Origin of the sequence: Companilactobacillus suantsaicola (genome assembly GCF_004745525.1) — a bacterium.
Taxonomy (GTDB): Bacteria; Bacillota; Bacilli; order Lactobacillales; family Lactobacillaceae; genus Companilactobacillus; species Companilactobacillus suantsaicola.
Genome location: NZ_RKLY01000018.1, coordinates 1 through 20,826, shown reverse-complemented (window position 1 = coordinate 20,826; position 20,826 = coordinate 1). Strand labels below are relative to the sequence as shown.

18 protein-coding genes, 2 tRNA genes, 1 pseudogene and 1 riboswitch are annotated in these 20,826 nt (G+C 36.7%); of the genes and pseudogenes, 17 read left to right on the top strand and 4 right to left on the bottom strand.

All coding sequences use genetic code 11. From position 1 onward, the window contains the following. Positions 1-53 precede the first annotated feature (53 nt). A complete protein-coding gene (locus EGT49_RS07725; protein WP_135373137.1) occupies positions 54-695 on the bottom strand; it encodes an SDR family oxidoreductase in 642 nt (213 codons plus the stop codon). A gap of 114 nt (positions 696-809) precedes the next feature. Here EGT49_RS07725 and EGT49_RS07720 point away from each other — a divergent pair, with 114 nt between their 5' ends. Next, the gene (locus tag EGT49_RS07720) at positions 810-1,571 is read left to right on the top strand and encodes a flavodoxin family protein (protein ID WP_135373135.1); all 762 of its coding nucleotides are present in this window, start codon (positions 810-812) and stop codon (positions 1,569-1,571) included. 326 nt (positions 1,572-1,897) lie between these two features. Here EGT49_RS07720 and tpx read toward each other — a convergent pair whose 3' ends face one another. Then, positions 1,898-2,392: a thiol peroxidase gene (gene tpx / locus EGT49_RS07715; protein WP_135373133.1), complete on the bottom strand. Its 495-nt coding sequence runs from the start codon at positions 2,390-2,392 to the stop codon at positions 1,898-1,900. A gap of 95 nt (positions 2,393-2,487) precedes the next feature. Here tpx and EGT49_RS07710 point away from each other — a divergent pair, with 95 nt between their 5' ends. From EGT49_RS07710 to EGT49_RS07655, 12 genes and pseudogenes are all read left to right on the top strand, one after another. After that, positions 2,488-3,000: a GNAT family N-acetyltransferase gene (locus EGT49_RS07710; RefSeq protein ID WP_135373131.1), complete on the top strand. Its 513-nt coding sequence runs from the start codon at positions 2,488-2,490 to the stop codon at positions 2,998-3,000. A gap of 112 nt (positions 3,001-3,112) precedes the next feature. After that, on the top strand, positions 3,113-3,568 hold the full coding sequence (locus EGT49_RS07705) for an LPXTG cell wall anchor domain-containing protein (RefSeq protein ID WP_167849792.1): 456 nt from the start codon (positions 3,113-3,115) through the stop codon (positions 3,566-3,568). 140 nt (positions 3,569-3,708) lie between these two features. Then, complete coding sequence (locus EGT49_RS07700; RefSeq protein ID WP_135373127.1) at positions 3,709-4,509, top strand: WxL domain-containing protein; 801 nt, start codon at positions 3,709-3,711, stop codon at positions 4,507-4,509. 168 nt (positions 4,510-4,677) lie between these two features. Beyond that, positions 4,678-6,369 carry an IS1182 family transposase gene (locus tag EGT49_RS07695; protein ID WP_281275461.1) on the top strand — a complete coding sequence of 564 codons (1,692 nt, stop codon included), beginning with the start codon at positions 4,678-4,680 and terminating at the stop codon, positions 6,367-6,369. Positions 6,370-6,404: 35 nt separating this feature from the next. After that, positions 6,405-7,499, top strand: a complete 1,095-nt coding sequence (locus tag EGT49_RS07690; protein ID WP_167849791.1) for a DUF3324 domain-containing protein — start codon at positions 6,405-6,407, stop codon at positions 7,497-7,499. 96 nt (positions 7,500-7,595) lie between these two features. Continuing rightward, the gene (locus EGT49_RS07685; protein ID WP_135373123.1) at positions 7,596-8,585 is read left to right on the top strand and encodes a WxL protein peptidoglycan domain-containing protein; all 990 of its coding nucleotides are present in this window, start codon (positions 7,596-7,598) and stop codon (positions 8,583-8,585) included. Positions 8,586-8,589: 4 nt separating this feature from the next. Beyond that, positions 8,590-9,687 (top strand): annotated as a pseudogene (locus tag EGT49_RS07680) (DUF916 domain-containing protein). A 245-nt stretch (positions 9,688-9,932) separates the two neighbouring features. Beyond that, positions 9,933-10,304, top strand: coding sequence for a hypothetical protein (locus EGT49_RS07670; RefSeq protein ID WP_135373117.1), 372 nt, complete (start codon positions 9,933-9,935; stop codon positions 10,302-10,304). A 120-nt stretch (positions 10,305-10,424) separates the two neighbouring features. Continuing rightward, positions 10,425-10,595, top strand: a complete 171-nt coding sequence (locus EGT49_RS12475) for a hypothetical protein (protein ID WP_167849790.1) — start codon at positions 10,425-10,427, stop codon at positions 10,593-10,595. Positions 10,596-10,615: 20 nt separating this feature from the next. Beyond that, positions 10,616-11,182, top strand: coding sequence for a GNAT family N-acetyltransferase (locus tag EGT49_RS07665; RefSeq protein ID WP_167849789.1), 567 nt, complete (start codon positions 10,616-10,618; stop codon positions 11,180-11,182). A 68-nt stretch (positions 11,183-11,250) separates the two neighbouring features. Continuing rightward, positions 11,251-12,210, top strand: coding sequence for a hypothetical protein (locus EGT49_RS07660; RefSeq protein ID WP_135373113.1), 960 nt, complete (start codon positions 11,251-11,253; stop codon positions 12,208-12,210). Between the two features lie 146 nt (positions 12,211-12,356). After that, positions 12,357-14,669 (top strand): hypothetical protein, encoded by a 2,313-nt coding sequence (locus tag EGT49_RS07655; RefSeq protein ID WP_135373112.1) that lies wholly within the window; start codon positions 12,357-12,359, stop codon positions 14,667-14,669. Positions 14,670-14,970: 301 nt separating this feature from the next. On the opposite strand, the gene EGT49_RS07650 is transcribed toward EGT49_RS07655, so the two are convergent. Continuing rightward, positions 14,971-15,903, bottom strand: a complete 933-nt coding sequence (locus EGT49_RS07650; RefSeq protein ID WP_135373110.1) for a helix-turn-helix domain-containing protein — start codon at positions 15,901-15,903, stop codon at positions 14,971-14,973. Between the two features lie 90 nt (positions 15,904-15,993). After that, positions 15,994-16,167, top strand: a riboswitch (Lysine riboswitch). Between the two features lie 233 nt (positions 16,168-16,400). Between EGT49_RS07650 and EGT49_RS07645 the strand changes: the two genes are divergently transcribed. The 4 genes from EGT49_RS07645 to EGT49_RS07630 all read left to right on the top strand — a co-directional run bounded on the left by EGT49_RS07645 (position 16,401) and on the right by EGT49_RS07630 (position 19,733). Further along, positions 16,401-17,849 carry an amino acid permease gene (locus EGT49_RS07645; RefSeq protein WP_135373108.1) on the top strand — a complete coding sequence of 483 codons (1,449 nt, stop codon included), beginning with the start codon at positions 16,401-16,403 and terminating at the stop codon, positions 17,847-17,849. 294 nt (positions 17,850-18,143) lie between these two features. After that, a complete protein-coding gene (gene serS, locus EGT49_RS07640) occupies positions 18,144-19,433 on the top strand; it encodes a serine--tRNA ligase (protein ID WP_135373106.1) in 1,290 nt (429 codons plus the stop codon). Positions 19,434-19,497: 64 nt separating this feature from the next. Next, positions 19,498-19,570, top strand: a tRNA-Asn gene (locus tag EGT49_RS07635). Between the two features lie 90 nt (positions 19,571-19,660). Further along, positions 19,661-19,733 (top strand) — tRNA-Thr (locus EGT49_RS07630). 235 nt (positions 19,734-19,968) lie between these two features. Here the strand turns inward: EGT49_RS07630 and EGT49_RS07625 are convergent. Continuing rightward, positions 19,969-20,373: a DUF1828 domain-containing protein gene (locus EGT49_RS07625; RefSeq protein WP_135373104.1), complete on the bottom strand. Its 405-nt coding sequence runs from the start codon at positions 20,371-20,373 to the stop codon at positions 19,969-19,971. Positions 20,374-20,826 lie beyond the last annotated feature (453 nt).

Below are 20,826 nucleotides of genomic sequence, written 5' to 3'. Positions count from 1 at the left end.
TAAAAAAGAACGAAAAAAGAATATCCCCACAATGCGAAATATTCTTTCAAGGGTCAGATAAAAATGTCTTCGGCATTAGTTTCACCACTTGCGAAGGTGTACTCTTTGCCGATAGTACTTGGATTCTGGATTATCAACGCCAAAGCTTTAGCCACGTCGACTCGAGGAATAGAACCAGCTTCGTTTGGACCTAGAAGTTTAACTTTGCCAGTCCCATCCTCGTCAGTTAAAGCGCCGGGGTGGATAATTGTGTAATCGAGGCTCGTGCCACGCAAATGATCGTCAGCGTAATGTTTAGCGGTCATGTAAGGGCGAATTCCCGTGGCATCCCACTTATTGCGGTTGTCACTAAAGAGGGAACTGACCATGATGTAGCGTTTGACACCAATCGTTTCCGCAACCATCATCGTCTTGATCGCACCGTCGAGATCGATTTCCATCGTCAATGCATCACTACTTCCACCTGCACCGGCAGAAAATACCAACACGTCAGCACCGGATTCTTCAATTGAATCTTTGATTTCATCTAAAGAAGCGGTCAGATCGATGTATTGCGTCTCAATGTTGTTCTCGTTATAAGCCTTGATTTGTTCTTGACTGCGCAATCCAGCAACGAAATCGATGTTCCTGGATTGTAATTCTCCAATTAGTAGGTGACCCACTTTCCCATGAGCACCAATGATAAGAACTTTCATGATGACAGAACCTCCTTATTCAAACATACTGTAGCAACTATTTTTTTATAATGCTAGTGTTTTGTATCTAATATTCGATTATATTAGACTATGATACAAAGGGGAAAATTGCTTATGAAGATATTAGGAATTTTAGCCTCGCACAAGGAACACGGAATCCAAGCCCAACTTTTGTCAGAAGTCTTGGATAACGTCGAACCAGGGGTGGAAACTGAAACTATCTATTTAGAAAATTACGAAATCACGCCAAATAAATACCACGAAAAGAACCCAGTTTTGGAAGAATTAGTTCAAAAGCTCAATGAAGCCGACGTCTGGGTCTTCAGTGCACCAACTTATTGGCGAGAATTATCCGGGGTATTAAAGAATTTCTTTGACTGCATGCGACCAAAGTTCGTCTATTTCAAAGAAAATGGCGACACGATTCCCGGTCAATTCAAAAACAAACATTATTTAAGCATTACTTCGTGTTACGTCTCACCACTTGAAAACTTTTTAACCGGTGTGACAGACGAATCATTTAAGACCATCGACCGAGTTATGTCAGCAGCAGGCGTCATCAAGACCGGCGAAATTGTTTTGCCCGGAACTTTTGGGATGAAAGAGATCCCTAATTATAAGAAGGAACAGTGTCACAAGTTTGCCAAGAAGATTTCCGTTAAGAAGAGAAAGGATGATTCAACTTTGAAAAGATATATTCAGCTATTTTTCATGATTGCCGTAATGGCTCTAATTACGATGGGAATTCAGATTCCGTTAAAACCATTTATTAATAGTAGTTTCTGGTTGAACTATCTCAGTTTCACCTTGATCTTCTTTGTTTTGTTAGCCTGCATATTGCACTTTGTGACCTTTGTTAAACATCGTAGACGTTAAAGGTAAGGGAATGGAAGGAGATTTTACGATTTTGAATTAGTCGAAATAAACAATAGAATCAGGATCTAGTCTGGAGCACAAAACCTGTGATGGCTCAGCCGCCAAATTCTTGTTGGTGCTTTAGCACCTACAAGAAGGCCAATTTTTGAGATTTTTCCGAACTTGAAAAAGCTCAAAGTATTCCAGTCCATCACAGGTTTTGTGCGGAAGACGGCATTAAAAAAGAGCAGCTAGGTTTAGCTGCCCTTTATTATTTGTATTTATTATCAGGGATGGTTCAAACATTTGTATAGGAATTTTTACAAATGCCAATTGATCATGAAATTTTAATTCATTTGGTCAATTTGATCCAGCACTTTATCGTAACTTGGTTCGTCGGTTTGTACTGGAACAACTTCAGAATAAGTTATTTCACCATTAGGGTCAACTACCCAAACTGAACGTGCCAAAATGTCCAAGTCCTTGATCCAAAGCTTCGACTTTTCACCAAAATCATGGTTGACGTCAGATAACATCATCATATTCTTAACACCCTCAGCGGCGCACCAATGTGATTGTTCCTCAACCGTGTTAGTCGAAATCGTGACAAAGTTGATAGCTGAATGGCCGTCAACTTCTTGATTGAAATGCTTAGTTTGAACACTGCAGACCGAAGTGTTGATATTAGGCACAACACTAATGAGAAGTGGTTTGTCGAGTAAATCTTGAAGCTTAACTTCCTTATTGTCTTTGTTTAGGACAGTAAAGTTAGGGAACTTTTCACCAACTGACAAGGGTTCACCAATTGTTGAAACAGTTTGACCTTTAAATTCCAAATCCATACGAAACTCACACCTTTCTTTTTAGACACTAGAATAATTATAGATTAGCGCTTAATAAAAACCCAGAAATTAGATTGCAAAATGAGGACACAAAAATGTTACTAATAGGAAGAAACGTAATTATCAGAGAATTCAAAGAGACAGATTTCAACGAGTTCTTCGAATTGATTCAGGACAAAACTAACCATGACTTAGCTGGGTTAGAGTACAGTAATGACCTTGATTTCGTTAAAGAGCTGTTTGGGATGTATCAAAGACGCCAAGACGCCCACGTGATAGCCGAGAAAGATACGGATCGAATGATCGGGATATTTGAGATCAATCGCCGAGGAGAGTCAGCCGAGCTTGCCCAAACGAGAGAAATTGGATTTGTGATCGATCAAAAGTTTCGACAACTAGGTTATGCGAGCGAATCTGTCAGATTAGTTATTGAATATTGTTTCGAACAAATTCATATTAAGGAAATCTGGGCGTCAACTGAGCAAGAAAACCAGGTTCCGCAAAAGATTTTAAGAAAATTAGACTTCAAATATATCTATAGTGCTGATCAAGCGCTTCCATTCGCCAAACAGAGCCAAATCGTTAAATACTACCTTTTGAAGAAATGATTCACTTTTTGTAAGAATTTCTTAATTATTTCGGAGTAGAAAGCGTGTAGACGGATGGTACTATACTAAGCGTAAGGAGAAAATAGACTGACTTTTGATGAGAGGTTTTTATATGAAGAAAAGAACGAGAACTAGAAAAAGTCTCACAGTCAAAAAGCGGATAGTCGGTTTCTTCGCAATTGCCGTTATATTGTTAGGTGTGATTGGAGGATTCAGTTTAACAAGTGTTATCGCTGAATCTAACAGCACGACAGGAGGTGGCGCTGACAGATCGGCACCAGTCGCGGTAGTCGCCAATACGTCTGAAGACAGCACTTCAGGCGTAGGCGGCGGTGGAGCAACTAATGCAAACGTATTAGTTGGCGACAATACCGGTACAAGTACTGGTAACCAGATCAAAGATACTGACTATACGCCAGCAGTCAGTGTTAACAACATGTCATCATATCCACAAACGGGCGATGCGCATGACACTGGATTAGTCATTTTAGGCTTAACTATTTTGATTGGTCTATTCGCTTTTTATGGATTGAAGTTCCGGAAAAGCTTCAAGTTTGTACGGTTTTAAAAGGTTCTAAGTTGATTCAATTCTGACAAATAACTTTTACAAATAATGAGATGTACAGTTCGTAAAATTTGTTATTATCTAATTGTAATCAAGAAAGACAAAAACAAAAAAATAATTTTCTATATCAGGGAGGATATATCATGAAATTATCTAAAAGTGTTTTAGCAGGATCATTAGCAACAGCAGGAATCGTTTTAGGAGCAATCGCACCAGCAGTTACAGCACAAGCTGCTACAGGTACAGGTGACCAAGCAGCCGATGGTTCAGTTACATATAACAAAGATGGTGTTGATGTTGGTAAGCTTGGCAGTGGAAAATTGGCTATTGCTTATGCAGGAGATGCAGAAGGACAAGAAGGTAAAGCAACAGCAGAATCAAACGCTAACGTTACAGTTCAATCAGGACTTCTAACATTGGATGCTGTTCCAGACTTTGGATTTGCTAATGCTGCCGAAGGTACAACAGTAGCTTTGGACAACAACGATACAAATGGTAACCCAGCAACAGATAGTCAAGGTAAAGGTGTATTGACTGTTACAGAATCACGTGCAAAAGAACCAGGATTTACACTTGGAGCGTCAATTACAAAATTTGCTAATGTCGATGACAGCACTGACACAAAGGCATATACATTGAACTTGAAACCAACAGAATTGAAGAATGATAAAGGTGAAAGTATTGCAACAGGAGCAACAGCTTTGAATACTAAAGATATGAGTATTACAGGTGGTGCAACTGGAACAGCTGATAACCTAATCGATTTAGAGGGTGGAACATATAACGCAGGTCCTATCAACGCATCATTTACAGCTGATGACAAGAATGCATTCTTGGACTTGACAGACCCATCATCAACAGGTTCAGATAAAAATGGTGTTAAATCATATAATGCTACTATTACATGGACTCTAACATCACAACCAGTTGTTGCTGCTGGATAGTTTATTAAATAAAATTATAAAATAACAGGAGTTTGGGACAAAAGTCCTAAATGACAAAAATAAGGTCCAGAAATCGTAATGATTTCTGGACCTTATTTCTATATACTAGTAAAGAAACGTCTTCAGTCGTTTCACCGCCAAGTAAAAAAATTAAAAGAGGTCTTTACTATGCAAATGAATTATATCAATAATCAAACATCTTTGAAACTAGAATTAGACTGGATTCCAAAAAAAGATCATATTGTTTGGGCAATCGATGCTATCGTTGAATCGATTCCCACTGCTGATCTGGAGGCCGAGTCCTCTTGGACTGGCCGTCCAGAGTATCCGGCAAAGATGTTATTAAAGATGTTATTGTTTGCTTATTCAAGAAAAGTTTTTGCCGGTAGAAAGATTTCTGAAATGGCAGAAGAAAACTTACCAATGCGCTGGTTAATGGGAAATATTTTAACTATTCCTAGCTACAGAACCGTTAATAGATTTCGTACTGGTGATCACTCAAAGGAACTCATAAAGAGATTATTCTTAACATTTAGGAATCGTCTAAATCAGCTTGAGCTGATCGACGATTCCGCCTTGTTTATCGACGGCACTAAAATTTTGGCAAATGCGAATAAATATACATTTGTTTGGAGAAAATCTGTTGAAAAGGCTGAACCAAAATTGGACGCAAAAACAGATGCTTTATATGATGAAGTAATCCAAAACAATGTTGATATTGAGGTCTCCAAGGAAAACTCTCGAAACCTAAATAGTACTGAACTTGCTGAAATTTCTACTCACCTTGATACCAAAATTTCTGAACTTAATGAAGTGATTAAAACGGAAAAGGTAGCTGTAGGTGGCTCTAAAAATAAACGTCTTAGACGGAAACTTAAACACTACAATCATCTGTTAAAAAACGATTTGATTCCTCGAAAGAAAAAATATGAAAATGCTAACGGGATCTTTGGCGATCGTAACAGTTTTTCTAAAACTGATCACGATGCTACTTTTATGAGAATGAAAGAAGATCCAATGAAAAATGGTCAATTGAAGCCTGGATATAATTTACAAGTAGCTAGCCAGAATCAATTTGCTCTCTATTATGATGTTTTCCAGCGTCCCACTGATACACGTACTTTAATACCATTCCTTACTGATATTTTTGAAGAAACATCGCACGCCGCCGACTACGTCGTGGCGGATGCCGGATACGGCAGTGAAATGAATTACCAATTTATTACTGATGAACTAGAAGCTAATTATCTTATCCCTTACGGAATGTATGAGAAGGAAATGACACGCTCATATCATAAAGATAAACGTAAGGTCGCTAATTGGAACTATGATGAATCTAATAACACTTTTACAGATTTAGATGGAATCGAATTTAAATTTTTAAGATACAGCGTAAGACACGATAAATATGGTGATGAAAGAAACTTTAAGACCTATCAGCCGGTTGAATATTTTGAGGATCCGACAAGAGAAAATCTAGCTACTACAAAAAAAGGTTATCGCCGACAAATAAATATAAATGCCAATTGGGAATATTTCAAGAATAAGGCAAAAGAACAGCTTTCAAGTGAAGTTGGTCAATCAATCTACGCACAGCGTAAGATTGATGTTGAACCAATTTTTGCAGACTTGAAGGCTCATTTGTCGTTCAATCGTCTGTCCGTTCGAGGCCTCGAGAACGCAAAAATAGAAATTGGATTAGCTCTAATGAGTAATAATCTAGCAAAATTGGCAAGATTATTATCATATCCAACCGAATATCAAAAAAACACGATAAGAATTCCATATTTTATGGAAATTTCTATCGTGTTTTTTTGGAATCGGGAGTTATGTCCCGAACTCTTTTATTTTATAATATGATTGATTTGGAGAATTACTTACATGGGAGGTCAAAAATGATAAAAGATAAATTGAGGGGTTCAATTTTTCTATCGTTTGTTTTTGCTATGTTACTAAGTTTTTTGGGTACAGCAAATGTTAATGCTGCTACTTCAGGCGATTATACAATTAAACCTGGAGGTTCCTCAAATGATGTCGTGAATATCGATAATGGTAACTATTTAATTACTGGGACGCCAGGACAGACTACTGAAATTAAATTGATGGTGATAAATAAGGCAAGCAATACTCGTAACTTCATTTATTATTCGAGTACAGCATATACAAATGACAATGGTTCACTTGCTTATGATAATTTGAAGGTTACAGATCCTTCTTTGAAAATACAAACTAAGGATGCAGTTTCACCTAAAAAATCAACTTTCAAGGTCCCTGGCAATACTACGGCAACAATTACTTTAAAGGTTACAGTGCCTAAAAAATCTTTTAACGGTACTTTAATGGGTGGCGTCACAGTTGCTCCTTACAAAGAAAAAGCTAAGGGAACAGTTGGTTCAAACGGTAATTTAATTAAAAATAAGTTCAGTTATACTATTCCATTACAAATTCACCAAAAAGGTGCAGATGGAGAAGAAGCCAAATATTCAGTTAGAACTGTAAAACCTGGTACAGTTACATCATCAAAGGGTCAACACCAAGGTGTTCTAGCAAATATTCATAACTCTACTAATTCTTATACTGGCCCATTGTCCGCTAAGGCTATCGTCACTAAAAAAGGTGATAAAAGTTTTAAGATTACACAAACGTATAGTTCTCAAAGTATTGCTCCAACAACAAATTACAATTTGCCAATCTCTTGGGGTAAAAATGCCTTACAATCTGGTAATTACCACTTGAAATTAACATACAAAACAACTGGTGGTATCAAGAGTTGGGAATTAAACAAAGACTTTACTATCACTAACAACGATGCTGCTAAGTACAACAAATTAGCTGGTATCAAACCAAATTACCTATGGCTATACATCTTACTTGGAGTTCTTGCTCTAGCAATTATTCTGGGATTAGGTATTTACCTTGGTAAGAGAAATAATAATAAGAACAACAATGGTGGAAATGGTGGTCAACCTACAAGACGCCGTCGTCGTTAATAATTATTGATAAATAATTAAATATGAAGCTGTTCCCACACTTGGGGCAGCTTTTTTAGTATCATTAGAGGTGAAGAAATTATCAGGGGCAAATCAATGAGAAAAAAAATAATCTATTTTCTATCAATGATATTCTTTGCTTTTTTATGTTTGATCAGCAATACAACTTTAGTTAAAGCTGACATCAACGGTGTGACCGTTACGCCGTTGATTGAGGATGATACGACTGATGTGACTGATCGTTTTGAAATTGTTGGCAAGCCAAATGCTGAACGCACGGTAAAGATTTCAATTAGTAATTTCAGTATCAATAAATTACAATTGCGGATCGAACCAACCAATGCGACTACTTCGATGGACGGAAAAATTGTTTACACTGATAAGGTCCGTGAAGGTGAATTTGGTTTGAAGCACGCTTTTTCAAAGATGACCAAGGCAAAGATGATTACCTTACTTCCTAACAAAACTAAAGATGTATCTTTTAAAATTAAATTACCAGATGACAAGATCGATGGCTTGATCATGGGTGGTTTTAATGTCTATGACACGGCTAGAAATGGTGCTAAAGGTAATGCCAATGTTCCAGTTTGGATCACTGGTGATAACAAAGCTGTCGGTGGTGTGGTAACTTTGCACAACTTGGCGCTTGACGTGATTGACAAAAAGCCTCATATTATTATCAATTTACAAAACAAAGAACCTGGTCAGATGAAGAATGTCATCGTCCATATGACAGTTAAGCGCAAGAGTTGGTTAGATCGATTTAACCTTGGACCAGACAAAATGACCGCTGATTTAACTTACGGTAAGGTGGCGCCAAACTCTAAGATTCCAGTCGATTTTGACCAAAACCAGACGCCAATTAAAGCTGGTAAGTACGTCATCAAAGGTGCCGCTCGTAGTGGTAAGGCGACGTGGACGTTTAAGAAGACTTACACGATCACTCAGGAACAAGCTAACGACATTAACAAGCGTTGTAAGGGCTTGATCTACAATAAGACCACCACTTACATCTTGATTGTCTGTGTCCTCGTATCGCTGATTTTTCTGATATTCTGGGCTATTTGGTACTCAGGTAGGAGTTAAAACTATGAAAAAAAGATTAACTGTATTTTTTGCGGCATTGTTGCTCGTCTTGACGGTTCTTTTGCCAGTAACTACGGTGAAGGCCGCCCCTGACAAATCGTATGCGATCCAAGCAATTTTGCCCGATAATCAAATTAACAAAGATGAGTCGTTCTTTGACTTGAAGATCACACCCAAGAAGGAACAAACTTTAAAGGTGCTGATTGCTAATACTGGGAGTAAACCAATCAAGGTAACTGCTGAAATCAACAATGCCTACACGGCGGATTCTGGGGTGATCGGCTATGATAAATTCAATGCCCAACCGTACAAATCCAAGCTCCCTTCGTTGACTTCTTTAGTCGATGGCAAGAGAAAACAAGTCGTTGAACTAGATACTGGTGAAAATAAGACCGTTGAATTCAAAGTTAAATCACCGGATTCAGAATATTCCGGGATTATTTTGGGTGGTATCACAACGACCGCTTCAGTTAGTCCCACGAAATCAAAGAACATCAATATTAAGAATCAAGTTCGTTATGTCAAAGGAGTCGTTTTGCGCTCTAAAGATGATGGCGTAATGCCTGAAATGCATCTAACTTCAGCTGCTCCAAGAGCTGTTGCTGGATCAACAGGGATTTCCTACATGCTGGATAATACGGCACCGATAAACATCAATAAAGTGACCTTAACGGCCAAAATCAAGCATGGCGATAAAACTATCAACTATAAGCAAGATAACCTGTAAATCGCTCCTAATTCGCAATTCAACTACTTTATTCCAATTAAGGATCTAAGTGCAGGAACTTATAAAGCACATCTGACTTTGAAGAACGATTCCGGTTTTGAAAAGTCCTTTGACCGTTCGATCACGATTCAACAAAAGCAAGTTGACGACGTCAAAAGTGCTACTCAACCAAAGCAACAATCCAACAATAAACAGTGGATCGGAATTATTGTCGGAATCTTGATTCTAATCGCTGTCGCTGTGTGGATGTACTTGTACTATTCACAAAAGAACGACGAAGGTACTGGACCAAGAGAACGTGGCCGTGTGGCAACAAAGAAGACCGATAAAACATCTCGTTCAGGTAAGACTCGTTCGGAACGTCATAAGAAATAAAAATAAAAGCCGTCGCAGAATGCGATGGTTTTTTTGTATTAGTAAAATTTGAAAAGGAGAATTTAAGATGGATTCAACAATATCTGCAGCTATTTTAACCTTAGTAGTTACTTTTATAGTGGTACCTTTGTATAAGTTTAGTCGCAAAAAAAAAGTATATATCAAAAGTTACCGAGCTATATGAAAAGGAATATATACAAACATTAATTGATGTTTTTCCCAAAAATGAGAATGATGATATTGATTTGTATAGGGAAAAATTAATTAAAAAAATTGATAAATCGATTTATACCTTAAAGTATTCTAGAGATAACGAATTAAAATATCCTACTAAAGATTATACTTTTACATTAATTCGAATTAATGCCTATACGTTAGATTTAATGGGAAGGTTGAAAGAACTATTAGAGCTTTATCCCTTTCGCAATGTTGAAGTAGTAAATCCAGATAATGAAATTGGATTTAATAGAGAGGTAAAGAAAAAATTCCTACAATTGTTGAATAATTATAACGATGATGTTGTTAGGTATTATAAATTTGAAATTGATAGATTGTCAGTCGATTATTCTAAAATTAATGAAGAGATGGAAAAGGCAAGTAAAAGGAATAGTATGTAACTTTTTGATTCAAAAGTTTTCAATTCATTTTATTTGAGTAAGATTTTTTTAAGCCTGAGAATTGAAAATGATTGTAGTGACATATATAATTGTAATACTTAAAGGAACGGGAGTGAGTTTATGGTTAATGAAAAGGGTAATAGTATAGTTCTTAATGAGGAACAATATGATCGCATTATTAAATGGATTTCCGAACCCGTGTCACCAGAAAGAAAAAAGCAATTAATTGCTTCTGCAAAACGAATTAAAGAAAATGCTCCAGAAATAGATACTAGTGAAGCGTATAAGTAATAATGGGTAAATACAGATTATTGAATATTTTAGAATTGAGAAATGGAAATATCGATATTTCAAATTTTAACTGTATTCCTAGTAATACTGAGCATACACAAAAAGAATTAAATGATTTTGAAATGATAAATGATTTTGTTAAGAATAAAGACAAGGCACTTAAATATGCCGAGAATAATATTTATAAAACATTTTTACTGTTGGATAATCAAAATGATAAGGTCATGGGATTTTATTCTCTTTGTACGGGTAGTAAGGTTTTTTATAAAAGATTTAAGGCAGAAAAAGGCGTTCCAACGATTGGTAGGAATAAAGCACTGCCAACGATTGATATTATGTGGCTAGCAGTTGATGTTCATTATCAAGAAAAAAATATAGGCTCAATGTTATTAAAAAAGATATGTGCTTCGGTTTATGACACATCTAAAACGATTGGAGTCTGTGTATTAACGGTAGATTCATTATTTCAATCACAGAAGTTTTATGAAAAATTTGGATTTATGGATTTAGGTAGTCCACATAAGAAAAATGAAGATCTTTGGCTCGGTTTAACTATTCCAGAAATAGAAGTTTTTTTAAGAAATTAAATATAAGGTTAAGTATTAGATGAGTAATTTAATATTTAACCTTTTTTTATTGAAAAGGAGTTATAAAAATGAATGATAAAGAAATCTCAGAAGAAGAGTTAAATATTGAAGCTATAAGAAAATCGATTGGAGAAATTTATAAATCTTCACAAGCCATGGCAAACATGATTGATATAAGAGAAACTATGGCAGTTAGTTTAAGTGGTTTAGGCTCACTTCAAAAAGTATTGTCAAATATTGGTAATTCAATTGATTTAACTCCAATAAAGGTAATGGCAGACTCTGTAGCCAAGTATCAGGAAATATTAAATCCTATAGCAACGCAATTCAAAGATTTTTTAAAAGAAGTTGAGGCCATAAGTGATTCTTTAGCAAAAGATAATCCCAAAAGGATTAGGACATTGAAAATGTTATCAGAAAATGGCTGGACAATTGGTAGTGATGAAAATGCTGGAATGGTGATTGTTGATGAAGTTTTTGAATTAAATGAAAAAGAAGCAAATGATTATTTGATGAATTATTTTACTGCCAATAATTTTGAGAAAATGTTTCAAGAATTGGATTATATGATAGGATTTTTGGATTATGGATTTAAAAAACAAGTTAAAATTAGTAAGAAGCTTTTAAAAGATGATATTGATAACTTAATAATGGTAATTCCTACTTTATTTGAAGTATTGACATATGTAATTGATAAAAAATCGAATAATTTAAGTACTGAGAAAAGTGTTGGATCTGGTTATGAAAAAAAAGTTAAGGAAAAACTAAATAAAAGTAATCTTGGTAAGGATGTTTATTTAGAAATACTTCTAAATATTCTTAAAGTCATTGGTCAGTTTTATAAATATGGTGCTTCTTTTCCGGAAGGTATATTTAAATCAGAATTTTCACGTCCCACAGTTATGCACGGAAGATTTGATCCGAATAGATATACTAAAAAGAATCTTTTTCAAGTGATATTATTGATTAATTCAATTAAGGACTATTATCCTTTAATTGATTATTATCGAATAGCTAAAGATAAATGATTGTTTTAATACGCTTAATCGACAAATAGTCTAAGAATCTATTAAAAAAATTCAATAGGATTTTATTTTTAAATAAATTTTATTGTAATTTGATAAGAATATTTCATTTAATCGTCCTATAATAAATTTGTATTAGGGGTGATTGAATGAGAAGTAGTGCAAAATTTTCGATTATTGCCTGCTTGATTTTGCTTAGCGGAATATTCTTCAATCCACAAATAGTTGCTGCGGACGACATTTCTGATGTTGTCAAAAGCGCACCAAATGGACTATCGATTTCCAAGTATTTTACAGTTGGACAATTTGAACTTAACGATAATGAGGATTCAATAGCTTATCCTTTCAAGATCAATTCATCAGAAATTGTTGATGCCAAGGGTGACGCAACGTCTGATGGTAAAGTTTTACGGCTTGCTACTGGTGGTGAAACTAATCCGGTTACTTATGGTAGCGGCAGTAATGAAACAGTAGTCAATACGGCTCAAGTTGGGGCTGCTTGGTCTAAACGTGACAGTCAAAACTATATCGATATTTCCAAGAAACAGACGGTTTCAGTTTGGCTATACTTCGGTTCAGCTGATGGGGATGATCCTACTAAAAATGGTGAGGGAATCTCTTTAGTTTTGCAAAATGATAATCGTGGTGAAAGTGCCATGGGTGCTTCTTATCAAGGACTTGGTGTTATGGGCTACGATCAATCGCAGACTAATCAAACGAAGAATTTACTAACTAATAAATATTCTGATGATACTTTCAATAATTCATTGATTAATTCGCCTGAAGGTGCTGCTTCGATGGCAATTCAAAATAGTATGGCTTTGAATTTTGAAGCTCAATCGAACAGTTTGATTTCAACAGTCAGAACGCCAGCATTAGTCGGTTATAGTAGTGATCATTCGACTGGTTTGATAGGTTTTGCTAAGGGTCGTTATAAGGAATTTACCTTAGGAAGTTTTGATACTGCTCATGATACGTATGCAGCACCAAGCGATTTTCCAGAACGTGATTTACTTTTGAGCAGTAGTAATTTAGGTGAGCATCCCTTGAGAATGGGCAACTTAGCCAATCCATACGGAACAATTTACTTTAGTTATCCGGCTAACGCTTCAACTTATAAGACTTTAAATCTGGATGATTTAAGAAATGACGATGCCTTCAAACCAAGTAATGATTTGAGTAATCCTTGGTCTTTAATTAATTTGAATAAAAAAGGTCAAGCACTTTCAGCTTTTCAAGTTGGTGCGCAAAATGCCAACCTAGTTGATGGTGAAGATGCAGATGGCAATCCACTTTATTGGCACCATTTGACCTTTACTTGGAATCCTAAGACTGCCACAAGTCCCGCTACAATTGAATACAAGTTTAATGACAAATTCCCTGATGGTACGATCAACAATGGACAGGGTAGTGACTACAACGAAATTACGGAAACTATTCCAGTTGATGTCAGTCAATTTGGAACTTTGACCGATAATAAAGTTTACTGGGGTTTGACAGGTAGCAACGGCACCAATGACAATAGTTACAGCAAATTAGCTATCTTTGAGTCGATGCCATCACTTGCCACTGCCAGAATTGATACGACGCTCTATGACAAGTCGGATAATAACAAGGCCATCACAGATTCGTCGAGTGATAACAAAGTCTACAATGACGACAATTTAGCTTTTGACTATCATTTAACTTGGGATGCCGATGAATCGCGTGAAGACTGGCAAGATATTGTGGCTAAACTCAATTTGCCAAGCGACGTCGACTACAATTCTGCCACGATCACGTATCACAATAGTAACGGCGACAGTACACCTGAAACGATTGCCAAGGTTGCCGATTTAAATAGCGGTAGTTGGAAATACACTTTAGCGAATAATCTTGGTAACAAGAGCGATACCAATGGCTATACAAGTGCTGATATTACCGTCAATGGGACAGCCGACAATCAAACCGATTCACCAATCACAGTTGACCCAGAACCCGCTAGTTTCAGTGGTTCGAATGCGATTGAAACCACCAGTACACCAAAATTTGTGATCGATGGCAAAAATGTCGTTAACAAGTATTTGGATCTTGAAGTAACGCCAACATTGCAATTTCAAGACGTCAACTACAAGACCGCTAACACGATTCTGTACCGCAAGAGCGATTTCAATTTGACAGTAACTAGTTTAAAAGAGCCGTGGAAATTAAGCGCGACGACAACTGGTTTATACAAGGGCACGCAACCATTTTACGGAAACCTGATTTATAAACAGACAGATACCAGCAAGCCAATCGTATTAACTGACGATGCCAAAGTAGTCGCCCAAGACAATAAGTCATATACGACCAAAACAACCGACGACATCGCTGCAAGCTGGGACAATAACAGCGGCTTGTTGTTATCCAATGACGTAAATAAAATCGATTCTGCCGGAACCTATACCGGAACAATAAATTGGACAGCAATTAATTCAATTTAGAAAAAAATAAATAGCACCTACTCAAGAATCAAACTCTTGAAGTAGATGCTATTATTTTTATTTATGTTTAAAAATCCTTCAGAATAGAAGTGCAATTCTTATCCAAATGGAAAGAAAATAAAAGATAGAACCAACATTCAGTCTGGAGCAAAAAACTCGATTGGGCTCAGTGGTGAAATTATTCTTAGCAATTTATTGCTTAGAATAAGGTCGAGCTTGGAAATGCCGCGCATTTTGCGGTAGTTTCAAGTCGGCTCACCACGTTCCAGCCCAAATCGAGTTTTTTGCGGAAGACGGCATACTACACAAAAAAACTAAAGTGCCTTCTTCTTTTTATTACTATCTTTTTTTCTTTAAGCTTCTTAACGTAAATCTGATTCAACTGAATCAATAACCAGATGTAGTCTGGTCGCGTTGAAGAAATATCCCAAGAAATAACTTTCAAATTCTCAGGGTACTTTTTCTTTTCAATATCCAATGGCAAAACATCCAGCGAAGTGATCAAAACATCCACATCATCGAAGACATCACTTGGTACCACTTCGACGAAGCCCAATGTACGAATATTTCTCAAAACAACTTCAGCTGCTTGATTACCTGGATCAATTAAGACTTTAACTTTGATAATATCTTCTTGTCTAATAGTTGAAATGTAACTTGGCAAAACTTGATATAAATCTTTTGAAATTAGTTCAGCCGCATTGTAAATTCCCGGAAACTCATTTTGGTCAACGTTGGAGAAGAAAGTATAAACATCTTTGTACAAGTCAGTGTAATTTTTTTCGTTACCTTTGATTTCTAGTGTAGAGTTAGAAATTTTTAGACCAAAATTTTTTAGAAATGCCCGAAATTTCGACATTCGACGGTTGAGAGTGGATTTGCTAGTGAAGTGATCATTGCTGAAACTCTCGAACGAGGGATTTGCACTAGTCAAGCCATAGTTGAAGGCTTGAAAGACTACCGAGTTCTTAACTAAGTATAGACGGTATGTGTCGATGGAAATTTTACTGAAGTCGATCGATTCAATCTTGGTATCAGATGAGTCGATATCAGGGGCAACTTCAACAAAATCTTCGAGCAGGGCTTGGAAAATATTATATGTTTTTTGGTATGTAAATTGTAATCTACTACTAATATTACTCAAATTTACTTCACGAGGAGGTAACGATTTAATAACTGTAAGCATTCGGTATTTTTCGACGTCTTGCTTAACTAAGAAAATTTGCTCCAACATGTTTGTTTTCCCCCGGCAATGTTAAATTATGATTAATAAATATAAGAAACACTACTTGCTACTATCTTAACATTTATTTATAATATTTTGTAATCAGATAGAGGCGCAATTTTTATTAGTCGTGTTTTGGAGTACATGAGGGTACATTGAAAAGACATTAAAGGGAAAGTTGCCGAAATCATTTTATCCCTTCTTGGTAAGTTGATTGGGCTATTACTTAACAGGTAATGGACTGTCGTTTTTGAGTGTAGGGCTGGTTTTCCGTGTGAAAACGAGCTACGAATGGCAGATTCCTGTGCTTTGCTACACTTTGTAAATCCCACGCAAAACCGGCGTGTAATTCACAAAGTTAGGCAAATGCTCGGAATCTAAGCACCATTCTCCGCTCTCTGCGTTGAGCTATTGATTATTGGGATAATTAAAAAAATCCTTATTGTCAGTAGTTCCTCTGATAATAAGGATTTTTTTTATGTCCTAAAATAAAAGGGGAATGAAAGATGGAAAATAATGATGTGAGTCGTTCTCTCAAGACTCGTCATCTATCAATGATTGCACTAGGTGGTTCGATTGGAACTGGTTTATTTGTTGCCAGTGGTTCTTCAATCTCTACTGCAGGACCAGGTGGAGCTCTGATAGCTTATGTGGCTATTGGTATCATGGTCTACTTTTTAATGACTAGTTTAGGAGAAATGGCTACTTACATGCCAGTCTCTGGTTCGTTTGCTACCTATGCAACTAAATTTATCGATCCAGCCTTTGGTTTTGCTTTAGGTTGGAACTACTGGTTCAATTGGGCCATCACGTTAGCGGTCGATTTATCGACGATTTCGCTAGTTGTGAAATACTGGTTCCCAAGTTGGTCTTCTTGGAAAATCAGTTTAACATTTATGATTTTGTTGTTAGTAATTAATTTTATTTCAGTTAGTTCTTTTGGTGAGACGGAATATTGGCTCTCATCAATCAAAGTTATCGCGGTAATTGTCTTCTTGATCGTGGGAGTCTTGAGTATTTTAGGAGTTCTTGGCAATGAACATTTTGTCGGTTTAACTAATTATACTTACAAAAAAGCTCCTTTTGTCGGCGGAATACCGGCAATACTAAGTGTCTTCGTTGTTGCTGGATTCTCGTTTCAAGGAACCGAATTGATCGGAATTACCGCTGGTGAATCAGCTACACCGGAGAAGAGTATTCCTAAGGCTATCAAGCAAGTGTTCTGGCGGATTCTTTTATTCTACATCTTATCAATTGCCGTGATTGGTGCCTTAATTCCTTACACTAGCCCTAATTTGCTCGGCTCAGGGGCTGGCGATATTGCAATTAGTCCGTTTACGATCGTCTTTAAGAAAGTCGGAATCCCGTTAGCTGCAGGGGTAATGAATGCCGTTATCTTAACTTCAGTTATTTCCGCGGCTAACTCTGGACTTTATGCGGCAAGTCGTATGCTGTGGTCGATGAGTAAACAGGGCATGGCTCCGAAGGCTTTTGCCAAAACAAACGGTCGTGGTGTGCCAGTCTTCTCACTACTTTTGACAGCTTTAATCGGTGCGATTGCGCTCTTCACAAGCTTTTACGGTGACTCATTCTACGAACTACTAGTTGCGGCCAGTGGTTTGACAGGATTTATCGCTTGGTTAGGAATTGCCTTTTCACACTATCGTTTCAGAAAAGCTTATCTATTCAAGGGTTACAAGTTGGAAGATTTGCGGTACAAGGCTAAGTGGTTCCCATTTGGACCAATTCTAGCAATCATCTTAGGTATCATCATTATTCTCGGTCAAGATGTCCGTTCAATGGTCAACTTCAACGTTGGTCGTCTGTTGATCAGTTATAGTGGTCTGATTATTTTATTCGTCTGCTGGGCTTACTACAAGATCCGCTACAAGACGAAGTTTTTGAAGTTGAAAGATATCGATGTTGCACACGAGAAAAAACATAATCATTACTAGTTTTCTAGTTGAAATTTAGGCTGGTTTAACTTATTATTAATTGTAAATATAACGCTAAGAGAGTGCCTACTCAAAAAACCTTTCAGAGAGATGATGGTCGGTGAAAATCATTAAGGTCTTTATTCCAGCATTCTGGCAACGGGTAATGCCGTTCGGGTTGATCCGATAAAGTCTGAAAGTGCAGTGTATTTGTTTACGCTGAAACTGGGTGGTACCGCGAATAAGTCGATTCGTCCCTCTTTGGAGAGATGAGTCGACTTTTTTGTATTCTGCGTTAAAAAAAGGAGAAAATATATGTTAGATATCAAGCTAATCAGAAAAGATCCTGACTGGATCAAGAACAAATTAGCTTCACGTGGTGTTACAAGTGAAGAAATCGACGAATTATTAAGTTACGATACTAAGCGTCGTGAATTGTTAGTTAAGAGTGAAACTTTGAAGGAAAAGAGAAATACTGTTTCTCAAGGAATCGCTACTAAGAAACGTAATAAAGAAGATGCTAGTGAAGAAATTGCTGCTATGAAACAAGTTGGTAGTGACATCAAGAAACTAGACGCTGACCTTGAAGATACTGAAGGTAAGATGAACTATATTCTAGTTCGTTTGCCAAATATTCCTGATGACTCTGTTCCCGTTGGCCCTGACGACAGTACTAACGTGGAAATTAGAAAAGTCGGTGCCGTTCCTAAGGAAAACTTCAAGCCAAGACATCACTGGGATATTGGTGAAGAACTAGGTATCTTAGACTTTGAACAAGCTACTAAAGTTGCTGGTAGTCGTTTTGTTTATTACATCGGCATGGGTGCTAGACTAGAACGTGCGGTTTACAACTTTATGCTCGACCAACACCAAAAAGAAGGGTACACCGAAGTAATCCCTCCATACTTGGTTAACAACAATGCCATGTTTGGTACAAGTCAATTCCCTAAGTTTACTGAAGATGTTTATACCGTTATGGTTGATGAAAATCCATTGACTTTGATCCCTACAGCCGAAGTTCCTTTGACAAACTATTTTGCAGGTAAGATTTTGGACGAAAAAGACCTACCTAAATATGTCACAGCTCTAACACCATGTTTCCGTTCTGAAGCTGGTTCTGCTGGTCGTGATACTCGTGGTTTGATCCGTATGCACCAATTTAACAAGGTTGAGATGGTTAAGGTTACAAAGCCTGAAGAATCATACAACGAATTGGAAAAATTGACTGCTAACGCTGAAAACATTTTGAAGCAACTAGGTCTTCCATATCACGTAATCGTTCTTTCAAGTGGGGATGCAAGTTTCAGTTCAGCTAAGACTTATGACCTTGAAGTTTGGATGCCTGCTCAAGACAAGTATCGTGAAGTTTCAAGTTGTTCAAACTGTCTAGACTTCCAAGCTCGTCGTGCTCATATCAGATATCGTGACGAAAATGGTAAGACAAGACTAGCACATACCTTGAATGGATCAGGACTTGCTGCCGGCCGTACGGTCGCTGCAATCCTTGAAAATTACCAAAATGAAGACGGTTCAGTAACAATTCCTGATGTTTTGGTACCATACATGGGTGGCGTAACAAAAATTACTAAAGAAAATGCCAAATAAGTATTGACTCAATCTTGATAGATTGATAAAATTTAATAGTTCTGTTAAAGAGCTATTGAATTATTCCGGATTAGCTCAGTTGGTAGAGCATCTGACTGTTAATCAGGGTGTCGTCAGTTCGAGTCTGACATCCGGAGTTATAATACTTAGGAAATCCTAGGTGTCTTCAATATTTACATCTAGTTCATTAGAATTAGATGTATTTTTTTTAGGATTTCCATTTTTTTGCCGTGTTAGCTCAGTTGGTAGAGCATCGGTATCGTAAACCGGCGGTCACAGGTTCGACTCCTGCACACGGCATAATTAAAAAACCAAATCTCTTTTTAGAGGTTTGGTTTTTTGCTTTTATATAGAGATATTTCTATTGTTTGGTCAGTAGTTGGAGGCCGTCTTACACAACATCTCTGGGAAACGCTGAAGCGTTAGAGAAATTTCGCAGCTGAATTTTCCAGAGCTGTTACTCCAGACTAAATCCAATTCTTGGCAGTTATTGTTGTGAATTTTGAATTGAATTAAATAAGTCACATTAATTGAGTCATGCTTTTTTAACGCATTCTTTTAGCAATAGTAAATCATTAACTTGTAGTAATCCCTGTAAGTACCTTTGTTTGTCGACAGGAAAGTTAGCTGCTTGAGTCTTCAATTGAATAGAATCGTCTTCTTTGATTAAATTGAATTTTTTTAAGATTAATTCCAACATTTTAGTTTCTTTGGAACCCTTTTTAAAGGTTAATCCATGTGTTTCCAAATAATCTAGTGTCCAGCCATCATCGGTTAGTGTCATATCATGTTCAGATGATTCAACGTATATTGTAATGTAGTCACGAGAAGGGTCTAGAAAAGGGGTATCAATCTGAATTAAATTAGAAGATAAACTAGTATATTTTTCATTATTTTCAAGCCATTTCAAACAAGAATGTTTCATTTCATTAGCTTTCATTTTTACAGCCCCTAATTTATTGATGAATAGAATAATAACGATTATTAAAATTTTGAAGTATTTGAGATAAAAAATCAAAGATGTTATTCAGTCTGGAGCACAAGCCCTGTGATGACTCAGCCGCCAAATTCTTGTTGGTGCTTTAGCACCTACAAGAAGGCCTAGTTTTGAGATTTTGCGTACTTTGCAAAAGCTCAAAATAGTGCCGGCAGCGTTCCAGCTCATCACAGGGATTGTGCGGAAGACGGCATCCAACTACAATCCCTCAATAGAAGTAAACTAATCTTAAAAAAACATTTTGTAACATAAATTGTAACAAGTTTGTTAAGCTAATTTAACGGCGAATTTTATAATCAAGTTAGCCACCTTAAGAAAAACTAAATAAAAAAACACCAAGACGTAAAAATCAGTTATCATTGGAGTTCCGACACTAACAATGAAAGAGGTTTTTCG

Excerpts from the sequence above, each read along its gene's own strand:
- EGT49_RS07695 (WP_281275461.1), top strand. The coding sequence starts at position 4,678 with ATGCAAATGAATTATATCAATAATCAAACATCTTTGAAACTAGAATTA.
- EGT49_RS07660 (WP_135373113.1), top strand. The coding sequence starts at position 11,251 with ATGAATGATAAAGAAATCTCAGAAGAAGAGTTAAATATTGAAGCTATA.
- EGT49_RS07710 (WP_135373131.1), top strand. The coding sequence starts at position 2,488 with ATGTTACTAATAGGAAGAAACGTAATTATCAGAGAATTCAAAGAGACA.
- tpx (WP_135373133.1), bottom strand. The coding sequence starts at position 2,392 with ATGGATTTGGAATTTAAAGGTCAAACTGTTTCAACAATTGGTGAACCC.
- EGT49_RS07700 (WP_135373127.1), top strand. The coding sequence starts at position 3,709 with ATGAAATTATCTAAAAGTGTTTTAGCAGGATCATTAGCAACAGCAGGA.
- EGT49_RS07625 (WP_135373104.1), bottom strand. The coding sequence starts at position 20,373 with ATGAAAGCTAATGAAATGAAACATTCTTGTTTGAAATGGCTTGAAAAT.
- EGT49_RS07655 (WP_135373112.1), top strand. The coding sequence starts at position 12,357 with ATGAGAAGTAGTGCAAAATTTTCGATTATTGCCTGCTTGATTTTGCTT.
- EGT49_RS07685 (WP_135373123.1), top strand. The coding sequence starts at position 7,596 with ATGAGAAAAAAAATAATCTATTTTCTATCAATGATATTCTTTGCTTTT.
- EGT49_RS07720 (WP_135373135.1), top strand. The coding sequence starts at position 810 with ATGAAGATATTAGGAATTTTAGCCTCGCACAAGGAACACGGAATCCAA.
- EGT49_RS07645 (WP_135373108.1), top strand. The coding sequence starts at position 16,401 with ATGGAAAATAATGATGTGAGTCGTTCTCTCAAGACTCGTCATCTATCA.
- EGT49_RS12475 (WP_167849790.1), top strand. The coding sequence starts at position 10,425 with ATGGTTAATGAAAAGGGTAATAGTATAGTTCTTAATGAGGAACAATAT.
- EGT49_RS07705 (WP_167849792.1), top strand. The coding sequence starts at position 3,113 with ATGAAGAAAAGAACGAGAACTAGAAAAAGTCTCACAGTCAAAAAGCGG.
- EGT49_RS07690 (WP_167849791.1), top strand. The coding sequence starts at position 6,405 with ATGATAAAAGATAAATTGAGGGGTTCAATTTTTCTATCGTTTGTTTTT.
- EGT49_RS07650 (WP_135373110.1), bottom strand. The coding sequence starts at position 15,903 with ATGTTGGAGCAAATTTTCTTAGTTAAGCAAGACGTCGAAAAATACCGA.
- serS (WP_135373106.1), top strand. The coding sequence starts at position 18,144 with ATGTTAGATATCAAGCTAATCAGAAAAGATCCTGACTGGATCAAGAAC.
- EGT49_RS07725 (WP_135373137.1), bottom strand. The coding sequence starts at position 695 with ATGAAAGTTCTTATCATTGGTGCTCATGGGAAAGTGGGTCACCTACTA.